This window comes from Pseudomonas sp. AN-B15, from assembly GCF_019056475.1.
In the GTDB taxonomy this organism is placed as follows: domain Bacteria; phylum Pseudomonadota; class Gammaproteobacteria; order Pseudomonadales; family Pseudomonadaceae; genus Aquipseudomonas; species Aquipseudomonas parakoreensis.
Genome location: NZ_CP049737.1, coordinates 5331317 through 5344922, shown reverse-complemented (window position 1 = coordinate 5344922; position 13606 = coordinate 5331317). Strand labels below are relative to the sequence as shown.

At 61.4% G+C, this 13606-nt stretch carries 14 protein-coding genes; 10 read left to right on the top strand and 4 right to left on the bottom strand.

Annotated features, from left to right (window positions below; all coding sequences use genetic code 11):
* The first annotated feature begins 5 nt into the window (after window positions 1-5).
* The 10 genes from rlmH (at window position 6) to GTQ41_RS24145 (ending at window position 10004) form a co-directional block, all read left to right on the top strand.
* On the top strand, window positions 6-473 hold the full coding sequence (gene rlmH, locus GTQ41_RS24190; protein WP_003185785.1) for a 23S rRNA (pseudouridine(1915)-N(3))-methyltransferase RlmH: 468 nt from the start codon (window positions 6-8) through the stop codon (window positions 471-473).
* A gap of 10 nt (window positions 474-483) precedes the next feature.
* Window positions 484-2379, top strand: a complete 1896-nt coding sequence (gene mrdA, locus GTQ41_RS24185; RefSeq protein ID WP_041064994.1) for a penicillin-binding protein 2 — start codon at window positions 484-486, stop codon at window positions 2377-2379.
* 31 nt (window positions 2380-2410) lie between these two features.
* Window positions 2411-3514 (top strand): rod shape-determining protein RodA, encoded by a 1104-nt coding sequence (gene rodA / locus GTQ41_RS24180; protein WP_047296919.1) that lies wholly within the window; start codon window positions 2411-2413, stop codon window positions 3512-3514.
* A 17-nt stretch (window positions 3515-3531) separates the two neighbouring features.
* A complete protein-coding gene (gene mltB, locus GTQ41_RS24175) occupies window positions 3532-4542 on the top strand; it encodes a lytic murein transglycosylase B (protein ID WP_047296814.1) in 1011 nt (336 codons plus the stop codon).
* The gene (locus GTQ41_RS24170) at window positions 4542-5552 is read left to right on the top strand and encodes a septal ring lytic transglycosylase RlpA family protein (protein WP_047296813.1); all 1011 of its coding nucleotides are present in this window, start codon (window positions 4542-4544) and stop codon (window positions 5550-5552) included. Before mltB ends, GTQ41_RS24170 begins: the two co-directional genes overlap by 1 nt.
* A gap of 187 nt (window positions 5553-5739) precedes the next feature.
* A complete protein-coding gene (locus GTQ41_RS24165; protein WP_003228546.1) occupies window positions 5740-6897 on the top strand; it encodes a D-alanyl-D-alanine carboxypeptidase family protein in 1158 nt (385 codons plus the stop codon).
* Window positions 6898-6982: 85 nt separating this feature from the next.
* Complete coding sequence (locus tag GTQ41_RS24160; RefSeq protein WP_027612895.1) at window positions 6983-7258, top strand: DUF493 domain-containing protein; 276 nt, start codon at window positions 6983-6985, stop codon at window positions 7256-7258.
* Window positions 7258-7905, top strand: coding sequence for a lipoyl(octanoyl) transferase LipB (gene lipB / locus GTQ41_RS24155; RefSeq protein WP_025108695.1), 648 nt, complete (start codon window positions 7258-7260; stop codon window positions 7903-7905). The genes GTQ41_RS24160 and lipB overlap by 1 nt, the downstream gene beginning before the upstream one ends.
* A 25-nt stretch (window positions 7906-7930) precedes the next feature.
* Window positions 7931-8929 (top strand): lipoyl synthase, encoded by a 999-nt coding sequence (lipA, locus tag GTQ41_RS24150; RefSeq protein WP_162130488.1) that lies wholly within the window; start codon window positions 7931-7933, stop codon window positions 8927-8929.
* A gap of 127 nt (window positions 8930-9056) precedes the next feature.
* Entirely contained in the window at window positions 9057-10004 is a 948-nt protein-coding gene (locus tag GTQ41_RS24145) for an LD-carboxypeptidase (RefSeq protein WP_047296811.1), read from the top strand.
* A gap of 102 nt (window positions 10005-10106) precedes the next feature.
* Here GTQ41_RS24145 and GTQ41_RS24140 read toward each other — a convergent pair whose 3' ends face one another.
* The 4 genes from GTQ41_RS24140 to lptE all read right to left on the bottom strand — a co-directional run bounded on the left by GTQ41_RS24140 (window position 10107) and on the right by lptE (window position 13518).
* Window positions 10107-11429: a lytic murein transglycosylase gene (locus GTQ41_RS24140; RefSeq protein ID WP_047296809.1), complete on the bottom strand. Its 1323-nt coding sequence runs from the start codon at window positions 11427-11429 to the stop codon at window positions 10107-10109.
* A gap of 61 nt (window positions 11430-11490) precedes the next feature.
* Window positions 11491-11655: an alternative ribosome rescue factor ArfA gene (gene arfA / locus GTQ41_RS24135; protein WP_047296807.1), complete on the bottom strand. Its 165-nt coding sequence runs from the start codon at window positions 11653-11655 to the stop codon at window positions 11491-11493.
* 180 nt (window positions 11656-11835) lie between these two features.
* Window positions 11836-12873, bottom strand: coding sequence for a DNA polymerase III subunit delta (holA, locus tag GTQ41_RS24130; RefSeq protein ID WP_025108700.1), 1038 nt, complete (start codon window positions 12871-12873; stop codon window positions 11836-11838).
* Between the two features lie 39 nt (window positions 12874-12912).
* Window positions 12913-13518 carry an LPS assembly lipoprotein LptE gene (gene lptE / locus GTQ41_RS24125; RefSeq protein ID WP_041065019.1) on the bottom strand — a complete coding sequence of 202 codons (606 nt, stop codon included), beginning with the start codon at window positions 13516-13518 and terminating at the stop codon, window positions 12913-12915.
* Between the last annotated feature and the right edge of the window lie 88 nt (window positions 13519-13606).

Genomic DNA, 13606 nt, shown 5'->3' with positions numbered 1-13606 from the left:
TTGCTGTGCGACTGCGACTGATCGCCGTCGGTTCACGCATGCCCAAGTGGGTGGAAGAAGGCTGGCATGAGTATGCCAAGCGTCTTCCGTCCGAGCTGGCGCTGGAACTGGTGGAAATTCCGCTCAATACCCGTGGCAAGAACGCCGACGTGGCCCGTTTCATCCGCCAGGAAGGCGAAGCCATGCTGGCCAAGGTCGGGCCGAACGAGCGGATCGTCACGCTGGAAGTGCATGGCAAGCCCTGGAGCACCGAGCAACTGGCGGTCGAACTCGACCGTTGGCGGCTGGATTCGCGCACGGTCAACTTCATGGTCGGTGGCCCCGAAGGGCTGGCGCCGGAAGTCTGCGCTCGCGCCGACCAGCGCTGGTCGTTGTCGCCGCTGACCTTGCCGCACCCGCTGGTGCGGATCCTGATCGGCGAACAGCTGTACCGTGCCTGGACCGTGCTGTCCGGTCACCCTTACCACAAGTAGTCCTGCCCTCATGTCTCAGCCGATCCGCATCAAGGACCACGAAAAGGACGCCCGCCTGGTGCGTAGCCGCGTCGTGTTCGGGGCTGTTGCGGTCATGCTGTTGATCGGCGTACTGATTGCGCGGCTGTACTACTTGCAGGTGATCCAGTACGAGTACCACTCGACACTCTCGGAAAACAACCGCGTCCACGTGCAGCCGATTCCGCCGACCCGCGGGTTGATCTTCGACCGCAACGGCGTGGTGGTGGCGGACAACCGTCCGAGCTTCAGCCTGAGCATGACCCGCGAGCGCTCCGGCGACTGGCAGCAAGTGCTCGACGTGATCGTCGAAGTGCTGCAACTGACGCCCGAGGACCGGGTAATCTTCGAAAAACGCATGCGCCAGGGGCGTCGGCCGTTCGAGCCAGTGCCGATTCTGTTCGAGCTGACCGAAGAGCAGATCGCCCGGATCGCGGTGAACCAGTTCCGCCTGCCCGGGGTGGAAGTGGTCGCGCAGTTGGTGCGTCATTACCCGCAGGGCGCGCATTTTGCGCACTCGGTGGGTTACATGGGGCGGATCAACGAGAAAGAGCTGAAGACCCTCGACCCGGTCAACTACAGCGGCACCCATCACATCGGCAAGACCGGCATCGAGCGTTTTTACGAGCCGGAACTGCACGGGCAGGTGGGTTACGAGGAAGTCGAGACCAACGCCCGCGGCCGCGTGCTGCGCGTGCTCAAGCGGACCGATCCGATTCCCGGCAAGGACATCGTCCTGAGTCTGGACATCAAACTGCAGGAAGCGGCGGAAGCTGCACTGGGCGGGCGGCGCGGCGCGGTGGTGGCGCTCGATCCGAACACCGGTGAAGTCTTGGCAATGGTCAGTCAGCCGAGTTTCGACCCGAACCTGTTCGTCACCGGCATCAGCTTCAAGGCCTATGCCGAGCTGCGCGATTCCATCGACCGGCCGCTGTTCAACCGGGTGCTGCGCGGTCTGTACCCGCCGGGTTCGACGATCAAGCCGGCGGTGGCGATTGCCGGTCTCGATGCCGGTGTGGTGACGGCGTCGAGCCGGGTGTTCGACCCCGGTTACTACATGCTGCCCAACTACGATCACAAGTACCGCAACTGGAACCGCACCGGTGACGGCTTCGTCGACCTCGACACGGCGATCATGCGTTCCAACGACACCTACTTCTATGACCTGGCGCACAAGCTGGGCATTGATCGGTTGTCGGCTTACATGAACAAGTTCGGCATCGGCCAGAAGGTCTCGCTGGACATGTTCGAAGAATCTCCCGGCCTGATGCCGTCCCGCGAGTGGAAGCGTGCGACGCGCAAACAGGCGTGGTTCCCGGGCGAGACCCTGATTCTGGGGATCGGCCAGGGCTACATGCAGTCCACACCCTTGCAACTGGCGCAGGCCACGGCGCTGGTGGCCAACAAAGGCATCTGGAACCGGCCGCACCTGGCCAAGACCATAGAAGGTGCCAAACCGGTAGATGAAAACCCGATGCCGGATATCGTCCTGCGCGATCCGTCGGACTGGACCAAGGTCAACCACGGCATGCAGCAAGTGATGCACGGCGCCAGAGGGACCGCGCGCAAGGCGGCAATCGGTGCGCAATACCGCATCGCCGGCAAGTCCGGTACGGCTCAGGTGGTCGCGATCAAGCAAGGTGAAAAATACGACCGGTCCAAGGTTCAGGAGCGCCACCGCGACCACGCCTTGTTCGTCGGTTTCGCTCCGGCCGACAACCCGAAAATCGTTGTTTCGGTGATGGTCGAGAACGGTGAGTCCGGCTCCGGTGTCGCCGCGCCGGTCGTGCGTCAGGTCATGGATGCCTGGCTTCTGGATCAGGAGGGTCGATTGAAGGCCGAATACGCCGGTCCTATCAGTGCGGAGGCTACGGCCCGTGATGAATAATTTTGATCGCATGCTCTCCAGTGAGGATGTGATGCGTCGTCGTGCGACGCTGCTGCAACGTCTGCATATCGATGGCCCGCTGTTGATCCTGCTGCTGATTCTCGCCGCGGGCAGTCTGTTCGTGCTGTATTCGGCGAGCGGCAAGAGCTGGGATCTGCTGGGCAAACAAGCCACTTCGTTCGGCATCGGCCTGGTGTCGATGATCGTCATCGCCCAGTTCGAACCGCGTTTCATGGCCCGCTGGGTGCCGCTCGGTTATGTGGTCGGCGTGGTGCTGCTGATGGTGGTGGACATCATGGGCCACAACGCCATGGGTGCGACGCGCTGGATCAACATCCCCGGAGTGATCCGCTTCCAGCCTTCGGAGTTCATGAAGATCCTGATGCCGGCAACGATTGCCTGGTATCTGTCCAAGCGCACGCTGCCGCCGCAGCTCAAGCACGTCGGCATCAGCCTGATGCTGATCGGTGTGCCGTTCATTCTGATCGTGCGCCAACCCGACCTCGGGACGTCGCTGCTGATTCTGGCCGGCGGCGCGTTCGTGCTGTTCATGGGCGGGCTGCGCTGGCGCTGGATCCTCAGCGTGCTGGCTGCGGCCGTGCCGGTGGCGATCGCCATGTGGTTCTTCATCATGCACGACTACCAGAAGCAGCGGATCCTCACGTTCCTCGATCCGGAAAGTGATCCACTGGGCACTGGCTGGAACATCATCCAGTCGAAAGCCGCGATCGGTTCCGGCGGCGTGTTCGGCAAGGGCTGGCTGCTGGGCACCCAGTCGCACCTGGACTTTCTGCCGGAGAGCCATACCGACTTCATCATCGCGGTACTCGGCGAAGAGTTTGGTCTGGTCGGCATCTGCGCGCTGCTGCTGATCTATCTGTTGCTGATCGGTCGCGGCCTGGTGATCACCGCCCAGGCGCAGACGCTGTTCGGCAAATTGCTCGCCGGTGCGTTGACCATGACGTTTTTTGTTTACGTTTTCGTCAACATCGGTATGGTCAGTGGCCTGTTGCCGGTGGTGGGGGTGCCGTTGCCCTTCATTAGCTACGGAGGAACTTCGCTGGTGACACTGCTGTCAGCGTTTGGGGTTTTGATGTCGATTCATACGCATCGCAAGTGGATCGCACAGGTTTGAATAAGGTGAAGAGTTCAATGCAAGTCATGCGCAGCTGGGCGACTCGTTACGCGCCGTGGGTCGGCCTGGTCGGCATCCTTGGCAGCGCGCAGGAAGTGCTGGCCGGCGATTACGAAGGCTCGCCACAGGTGGCTGAATTCGTCGGCGAAATGACCCGCGACTACGGTTTTGCCGGCGAGCAACTGATGGCCGTGTTCCGCGAGGCCCAGCGCAAGCAGGCGATTCTCGACGCCATCTCCAAGCCCGCCGAGCGGGTCAAACAGTGGAAAGAATATCGCCCGATGTTCATCACCGACGCGCGCATCGCCCGTGGTGTGGACTTCTGGCGCCAGCACGAGGCCGTACTGGCCCGTGCCGAGCAGGAATACGGCGTACCGGCACAAGTCATCGTGTCGATCATCGGCGTCGAGACCTTTTTCGGACGCAATACCGGCAATTACCGGGTGATTGATGCATTGTCCACGCTCGGATTCGACTATCCTCCCCGTGCCGAATTTTTCCGCAAGGAATTGCGTGAGTTCCTGCTGCTGGCCCGTGAGGAACAGGTCGATCCATTGACCCTCAAGGGCTCGTACGCCGGGGCGATGGGCTTGCCGCAATTCATGCCGAGCAGCTTTCGCGCCTATGCGGTGGATTTTGACGGTGACGGTCACATCAATATCTGGACCAATCCGGATGATGCGATCGGCAGCGTGGCCAGCTATTTCAAGCGTCACGGCTGGGTCGCCGGGGAACCGGTGGTGAGCCGCGCCGACGTGCGCGGCGAACAGGTCGACGAAGGTCTGACCACCGGCATCGAGCCGACGAAAACGGTTGGAGAGTTGCGGGCGCTGGGCTGGTCAAGTCATGATGCGCTGCGCGATGATATGCCGGTTACTGCATTTCGCCTCGAAGGCGACAACGGCCCTGAATACTGGATGGGCCTGAAGAATTTCTACGCGATCACGCGTTATAACCGCAGCGTGATGTACGCCATGGCCGTACATCAACTGTCTGAAGAGCTGGTAAAAGCACGGGGCGTCAAGTAATGCGGGCATTGCCTATCAATAAACCCCTGAAGCTGGTGGCATTCGCCGCGTTGGCGGTGCTGGTCGCCAGCTGTTCGACCAGCCGCGCGCCGACCCAGAAGACCCCGTCCACTGCGGTGCGTGCGCAGCCGGGGCTGGACATCAACCGCGCGCACAAAGATGGCGCGCCGTGGTGGGATGTCGATGTTTCGCGCATCCCCGACGCCACGCCGACCCTGCACACCGGTCCTTACAAGGCCAACCCGTACACCGTGCTGGGCAAGACCTATTTCCCGTTGCAGGAATCCAAGACCTACGTCGCCTCGGGCACCGCTTCCTGGTACGGCACCAAGTTCCACGGGCAGAACACCGCCAACGGCGAAGTGTATGACCTGTACGGCATGAGTGCCGCCCACAAGACTCTGCCACTGCCCAGTTACGTGCGTGTGACCAACCTGGACAACAACCGGAGCGTGATCCTGCGGGTCAATGATCGCGGGCCGTTCTATTCGGACCGGATCATCGACTTGTCCTACGCGGCCGCGAAGAAGCTCGGTTATGCCGAAATCGGCACCGCGCGGGTCAAGGTCGAGGGTATCGATCCGCAACAATGGTGGGCCGCCAAGGGCCGTCCGGCGCCGCTGATGCTCAACGAGCCGCAAGTCGCGCAGAATAGCGCCCCGGTGATCACGGCGTCGGCCGGTACCATCGAGCAGTGGACCCCGCCGCCGCAACAACATGCCTCTGACACTGTCCCTGTACAGATCAGCGCAAAAAAAAACGCTTCTGCACCAGCGTCTGGCCAGTATCTGCAGGTGGGCGCGTTCGCCAACCCGGACGCTGCAGAACTCCTGAGGTCGAAGCTCAGCGGGATGGTGAGCGCTCCGGTGTTCATCAGCTCGATCGTGCGCAATCAGCAGACCCTGCACCGGGTACGCCTGGGGCCGATCGGTTCGCCGGGTGAGATCGCCCAGGTGCAGAACAGTGTGCGCCTGGCCAATCTCGGCTCGCCGAGCGTGGTCACCGAGTAAGAAACGTAGCACTTGATTGACGGTTCACTTGCGGTTTTGGGGGGTGGACCAGGTTGTTGGCTCGTCGAAGAACAAAAGCCCGGCAAGGGTGACTGGAGTGAGCAACTGAACACGCGATGGCCCGTTAGAAGGCTGTCTGAATAGTTTTGCCTTCGGGCAAGTTTCCATTAGCGATTTCGAGAGACGGATGAACATCACCACCTTTGCCAAACGCCTGTGTCTGCTAGTCCCGCTGCTCCTCTCGCCAGCCGCCTTCGCGGCCGAGATGATGCCGTCGCCACCTCAACTGGCTGCAAAAGCCTACGTGCTCATGGACGCCAGCAGCGGCAACGTGCTGGTGGAGAACAACGGTGACCAGCGTCTGCCGCCAGCCAGCCTGACCAAACTGATGACCGCGTACATCGCTACGCTGGAAATCCGTCGCGGCCAGATCGGTGAAAACGACCCGGTGACCGTCAGCGAAAACGCCTGGCGTACCGGCGGTTCGCGGATGTTCATCAAGGTCGGCTCGCAGGTGACCGTCAGCGACCTGCTGCACGGCATCATCATTCAGTCCGGCAACGACGCCAGCGTGGCGCTGTCCGAGCACATCGCCGGCAGCGAAGACGCGTTCGCCGACCTGATGAACAAGACGGTCGCCGATCTGGGCATGACCAACTCGCACTTCATGAACCCGACCGGTCTGCCGAACCCTGAGCACTACTCGTCGGCTCACGACATGGCGATCCTGGCCCGTGCGATCATCCACGAAGACCCGGCTCACTACGCGATCTACTCGCAGAAAGAGTTCTTCTGGAACGGCATCAAGCAGCCTAACCGCAACCTGCTGCTGTGGCGCGACAAGACCGTTGACGGTCTGAAAACCGGTCACACCGACGAAGCCGGCTACTGCATGGTGTCCTCGGCTGTACGTGACGGCCAGCGTCTGATTGCTGTGGTGTTCGGCACCAACAGCGAAGTGGCCCGCGCCGCTGAAACCCAGAAGCTGCTGACCTACGGCTTCCGCTTCTTCGAAACCCAGACCTTCTACCAGAAGGGCACCGAGCTGGCTCAGGCCCCGGTGTGGAAAGGCACCACCAGCCAGGTCAAGGCCGGCCTGGCTGAGGACCTGACCATGACCCTGCCAAAAGGCCAGCTGAAAAAACTCGCTGCCAGCATGACCATGAACCCGCAACTGACCGCGCCAATCGCCAAGGGCGACGTGATCGGTAAAGTCGAAGTGAAACTGGACGACAAGGTGGTGCACAGCGCCGACCTGATCGCTCTGGACGCTGTCGAGGAGGGTGGTATCTTCCGCCGCATGTGGGATAGCATCCGTCTATTCTTCTACGGCTTGTTCAACTGATTTGTGTTGACCTGCATGGCCCCGCCCCGTTCCGGTGCGGGGCCATGTGCGTTACCACGGCTTGCGCTCTAGAGGCCGTTACGCCATGACCGATACCGAAGTAAAGGCGCCAAAGATCGAATTTCCGCAAACTGATTACCCGATTAAGGTGATCAGCGATACGGGCGTCGGCAACAAAGACAAGATCATCGACATCGTCAAGAAACACGCGACCATCAATGATGAGCGCATCGACGAGCGTCAAAGCAGCAACGGCAAGTACACCACCATCCAGTTGCACATCGTCGCGACAGACCAGGATCAGCTGTACAACATCAACAGCGAACTGCGGGCTTCCGGTTTCGTGCACATGGTGTTGTGATGCCGGGCACGCTGGGCTTTCGCGAACTTGGCCAGATGGCTTACGAGCCGGTCTGGCATGCCATGCAACGCTTCACCAACGAACGCGGCAGCAATGCCGCCGACGAAATCTGGCTGGTCGAGCACCCTCCGGTGTTCACCCAGGGTCAGGCCGGCAAGGCCGAACACCTGCTGCTGCCGGGTGATATCCCGGTAGTACAGGTCGATCGCGGCGGGCAAGTGACTTATCATGGCCCGGGCCAGTTGGTCGCCTACCTGTTGCTGGATGTGCGCAAGCTGGGTTTCGGCGTACGTGATCTGGTCACGCGCATGGAACAGTGCCTGATCGAACTGCTGGCCAGCTACGGCGTCACCGCCGCCGCCAAGCCAGATGCTCCCGGCGTCTACGTCGACGGAGCGAAAATCGCGTCTCTGGGTTTGCGGATTCGCCACGGTTGCTCCTTTCATGGCCTGGCCTTGAACGTGGATATGAACCTGGAACCGTTTCGACGGATTAATCCCTGCGGCTATGCCGGGCTGGCGATGACCCAGCTGAGCGATCACGCAGGATCGATTGAATTTGCCGAGGTAAGTGCCCGGCTGCGCGCGCAGCTCGTCAAACACCTCGACTATGCTGAGCAGACGACCCTGACGGGCGGAATCGACTGATATGACTACTGATGCAGTGCAAACCATGATCCCGACGCTCGACGTGACCGAGCGCCCGGCCCCGCGTCCCAAGGTTGAAGCCGGCGTCAAGCTGCGCGGCGCCGAGAAGGTTGCACGCATCCCGGTAAAGATCATTCCGACCACCGAACTGCCGAAGAAGCCCGACTGGATTCGCGTACGCATTCCGGTTTCGCCGGAAGTCGACCGGATCAAGAGCCTGCTGCGCAAACACAAATTGCACAGCGTCTGTGAAGAAGCGTCCTGCCCGAACCTGGGCGAGTGCTTCTCCGGCGGCACCGCGACCTTCATGATCATGGGTGACATCTGCACCCGTCGTTGCCCGTTCTGCGATGTTGGCCACGGTCGTCCGAAACCACTGGACGTCAACGAGCCGGAAAGCCTGGCCATCGCCATCGCCGATCTGAAACTCAAGTACGTGGTGATCACCTCGGTTGACCGCGACGACCTGCGTGACGGCGGTGCCCAGCACTTTGCCGACTGCATTCGCGAAATCCGCAAGCTGTCGCCGAATGTGCAACTGGAAACCCTGGTCCCGGACTACCGTGGCCGCATGGACATCGCCCTGGAAATCACTGCCGCCGAGCCGCCGGATGTGTTCAACCACAACCTGGAAACCGTGCCGCGCCTGTACAAGGCTGCGCGTCCGGGTTCGGACTACCAGTGGTCGTTGACCCTGCTGCAGCGTTTCAAGCAGATGATGCCGCACATTCCGACCAAATCCGGCCTGATGCTGGGTCTGGGCGAGACCGACGACGAAGTCATCGAAGTGATGAAGCGCATGCGTGAACACGACATCGACATGCTGACGCTGGGCCAGTACCTGCAACCGTCCCGCAGCCACTTGCCGGTGCAGCGTTTCGTGCACCCGGACACCTTCGCCTGGTTCGCCGAAGAAGGCTACAAGATGGGCTTCAAGAACGTCGCTTCCGGTCCGCTGGTACGTTCGTCGTACCACGCCGATGAGCAGGCGAAACTGGTCAAGGCCGAGCTGCTCGGTTCCTGATCCGGCGCTGAGCGCTTTGCGAAAATACCCGCCTCGGCGGGTATTTTTGTTTGCGCCTGCCGCGCACTCTTTTGTTTGTCTTTGTACCTGACTACTGTGTGTGCATGAGTTCACAGGGAGACCATGGATGACCGTTCGACCGACCCACAGCCTTTTTCCGCATAAACCCGTACCGGCGCTACCATCCGAAGGGCTGATCGGCGTGATTGCCCCCGCCGGCCCCGGCGCGCTGGACACGCAAAAGGCTGTGCAGTGGATGCGCACCCGCGGTTATGCGCTGAAGGTATTCCCCGGTGTTTACGAGAAGGACGGCTACCTGGCCGGCAGCGATGACGTACGCCTCCATGACCTGCACGCGGCATTCGCCGACTCAGAAGTCGACGCGATCATCTGCCTGCGTGGCGGCTACGGTACGCCGCGCTTGCTGGACCGGATCGATTACGACCTGCTGAGTCGTCACGCCAAGCCGTTTGTCGGCTACAGCGACATCACCGCGCTGCATCTGGCAATCAGTCGCTACGCCGGGTTCGTGACCTTCCACGGCCCGCTGCTCAACGCCGATCTGTTGGGCGACAAGGAACCACCGACCGTCACCTCATTCTTCGCCATGCTGCGCGGTCAGTTGAAGGCGGGCAGTGTGCTGAGCCATCCAGTGGCTTATCCGTTGACCACGGTCGAACCGGGCATCGCTCACGGGCGCTTGCTCGGCGGCAATCTGGCGATGATTGCCTCGACGCTGGGGACGCCTTATGAAATCGACGTGGAAGGGGTGATTCTGCTGATCGAGGACGTCAACGAGCCGCTGTATCGCATCGACCGTTTGCTCACGCAGATGCGTCTGGCCGGCAAACTGGCCCGATTGCGCGGGGTGCTGGTCGGTGATGTGGCCGGGGTCGATATCGATGCGTTGAACCGTCTGCTCAAGCAGACGTTCGAGCCGTTGCGGATTCCGGTGCTGTCGGGGTGGCGCAGCGGGCATTGTGATCCGAACCTGACCCTGCCGATGGGGGCGCTGGTTCGCTTGGATGCAGGGAAGAAGGAATTGATGCTGGAGCAGGATGTGGTCACCCGATAATGCTCGGGTGACGCAAAAAGATCGCAGCGTTCGGCAGCTCCTATATGGGATTGATACATACCCTGTAGGAGCTGCCGAAGGCTGCGATCTTTTGATTTTGTTTTATTGAGTACGCAGGCTCTCAAGCAACTTATGCGTCGGGTACCCGTCCGCGGGCCAGCCAAACGCCTGCTGGGCACTGCGGATCGCCTTGCGCGTATTGGCGCCGATGATCCCGTCAGCCATACCCGCATCGTAATTGCGTGCGCTCAGCAGGGTCTGCAATTCGATACGCTCGGTACGGCTCAGTGGCAGGTCATCTTTCGGCCACGTGCCGTTGATCAGGCCAGCGCCATTGAAGCGCTCGGACAACAGGCTCACCGCCAGTGCATAGGACGACGAGTTGTTGTATTTGAGGATCGCCCGGAAGTTGTCGAGGATCAGAAACGCCGGGCCACGATAACCGGCTGGTAGCAGCAGGGCGGCGGACAATTGTTCCGAGCCGGCCGGTGCCTGACTGCCATTGGGCAGGCTCACGCCCAGTTGACGCCATTCGGCGACAGTTTTGCGAATCGCGCCATCGGCCAGGGTGTAGTTGAAGCTGCTCGGCAATTGCACTTCGAAGCCCCACGGTTGACCACGCTGCCAGCCGGAGCTTTGCAGGTAGTGCGCGGTAGAGGCCAGAGCATCGGCCGGGCTGCCCCAGATGTCGCGGCGACCGTCACCGTCGAAATCCACCGCGTGGGTATTGTAGGTGGTCGGAATGAACTGGGTCTGGCCCATCGCACCGGCCCACGAGCCCAACATCTTCTCTGGGGTGATATCGCCCTGTTGCAGGATCTGCAGCGCCGCAATCAGTTGCGCATGGGCAAAGCCCGGACGACGACCTTCGTAGGCCAGGGTCGCCAGCGAGTTGATCACTGACTTGGTGCCCTGGAACTGGCCGAAATTGCTTTCCATGCCCCACACCGACACCAGTGCCTGACGATCGACGCCATATCGCTGTTCGATGCTTTGCAGGATGTCGGCGTACTGACTGATCAGCGCCTGGCCCTTGCGCACTCGCAGTGGCGAGAGGGCGCCGTCGAGGTATTCCCACACCGGACGTGAGAACTCCGGCTGGCTGCGGTCGGCCTTGATCACGCTGGCATCGAAGCTGACATTGGCAAACGCGCGATCGAACAGCTCGGCGCGGATCCCGGCCGCCAGGGCATCCTTGCGGAAACCGGCCTGCCATTCGGCAAAGGTCTGGGTGGGCTGAAGATCAAGAGGGTCGGCGGACGGCACTACCGGCGGGATGATTGCCGGGGCTGTTGCGACAGGGGCGGCTTGGAGAGGTTGCGCATCGGCGGCGGTAGGTTTTTCCGCGCAGGCGACAAGCAGAATGAAGCTGGAGGCAGCGATCAGTTGGCGAACGGGCCAACGACGGGAAAGACGAAAGGGCATGCACGGTTCCAGGGGATACGATTCAGGTACAGACCTTAACATGACCGGGGGGTACTGCGCTTCAGGCAGCCAGAAAGTAAGAAGCCTCCCAGCTGTCAGACTGGAAGGCTTCGCGGCGGTAGCTGCCTTTGCCCTTGGACGGTCGTTCCTGGCGGCTGCGGAACAGGGGTTGGGCGACGATGGATTTGGCCTTGTTCGGGCCATGTTTTGATGGCTTTTTGCTCATGATGATTCTCTAGAGTGAGTGGTTTTGCGGGGGAAATAATCTGCCGATGTTGGACGCCTGTCCAGTCCCTGATAGGTAGGAATGTTCTGACGCTTTCGCGAGCAGACTCGCTCCCACATTTGAATGCGTTTCAATGTGGGAGCGAGCCTGCTCGCGAAGAGTCGTTTGCGGTATGACAGATTATTCGGCGGGCAGCGAAAGGCGTTGGCCCGCCATCAACAACGCCAATCGGCTCAGGCTCATCCATGGCGAGCCGGCGGCCTGACCCTTGATCTGCGCATCGATGCGCTGGGCTTCAAGCAGCAACTGCGCCCAGCGTGGCGCCGAGTAGCGTTGCAGGGCTTTGCTCATCAGCGGTTTGCGTTTGTCCCAGACCGGCGGTTTCGCCTGACTGAAGCACTTGTCCAGCGGCGTGCCCTGGCTGTACTGCAGCGAGATATTGGCCAGCAGGCGCAACTCCCGTGCCAGAGCCCAGAGAATCACCGGTGGCTCGACGCCTTCACCGCGCAGGCCTTCGAGCATGCGCAAGGCGTGGGCCGGTTCGCCGTTGAGTACGGCATCGGTCAGGCCGAACACGTCGAAGCGCGCACTGTCGGCCACCGCGGCCTGCACGGTTTCGACGGTGATCTGCCCACCTTCGGCCATCAGCTTGAGCTTTTCGATTTCCTGCGCGGCGGCGAGCAGGTTGCCCTCCACGCGTGCGGCAATCAGTTCGACCGCATCCTGACTGGCCGATAACCCGGCCTGGGAGAGGCGCTGACGAATCCAGCTCGGCAGCTGATTGGCATCCACCGGCCAGATCTGAATGAACTGGGTCTGCTGACCTTCGACCAGCGCCTTGCCCCACTTGGTCTTCTGCGCACTGCCGTCGAGCTTGGGCAAGCTGATCAGCAGCACGGTGTCTTCGGCGGGGCGTGAGCAGTATTCGATCAGTGCGGCAGCGCCCTTGTCACCGGGCTTGCCCGAAGGCAGGCGCAGTTCCAGCAGACGTTTTTCGGCGAACAACGACATGCTGGCGCCGGCCTGCAACAAGGTACCCCAATCGAAATTGGCGTCGGCGGCGAACACCTGGCGTTCGTCGAAACCTTGCTGGCGGGCAGCACTGCGGATGGCGTCGGCGGCTTCCTGACACAACAGCGGGTCATCGCCGCTGATGATATAGACGGGCGCGAGCGCGCCTTGCAGGTGTTTGCCGAGTTGAGCGGGAGCGAGCTTCATAAGAGAGGGCGAACGGGGCGCCTGAGCGCCCCGTACGTCTTACTGCTGCGGCAGTTCGAGCGGCGACTGACGCGGTGTTTCCGCTTCAGCCTTCTGTGCCGCCTTCAGTGCATCGGCTTCGGCCCGGGCACGGTCGTTGGCCGCTTGCTGCAATTGCTGCAGTTGGCCCGGCGTCAGCTGTTGCAGGCGCAGCATCATGCGCTGAACCAATTCGCGACGGGTTTCGCGACGGGCGTCGTTGGCTTCCTGATCGGAGCCGACGAGGTTGTTGCCGTCGTGAATGAACACTTTCTGCACTTCGAGCTTGTCGCTCAGCAGGTTCAGGTTATGTTCGCCAACGATGTCGTAGTTCAGCACGGTGCTGACCTGGTATTCGCCCGTACGGCCGGCCCCGGCGTAGCTGAGGATACGCTGGCTCTCCTGCTCGTCAGCCAGGTACAGCTTGTACGGTGCACCGTTGTAAACCTTGACGCCGCTGGACTCCAGCACCTGACGCAGTTGGGTGACGGTCTCGCCATAAGCGTTGCGGGCGCTCAGGTCGAGCTCCTTGATCGTCAGTTCATTGGTGCCGGTACCACGCAGCTGGAAACCGCAGGCGCTCAGCAGAACGGCGAGGCCCATCACCAGCAGATTGCGTTTGATCATTGTGTTGCTCCCCTTGAAACCATGTGGGCCGACCCTGCGGCCCGAAAGGTTTTACAGTGCGCCAGGCGAACCTGGCGCCCAATCCAAT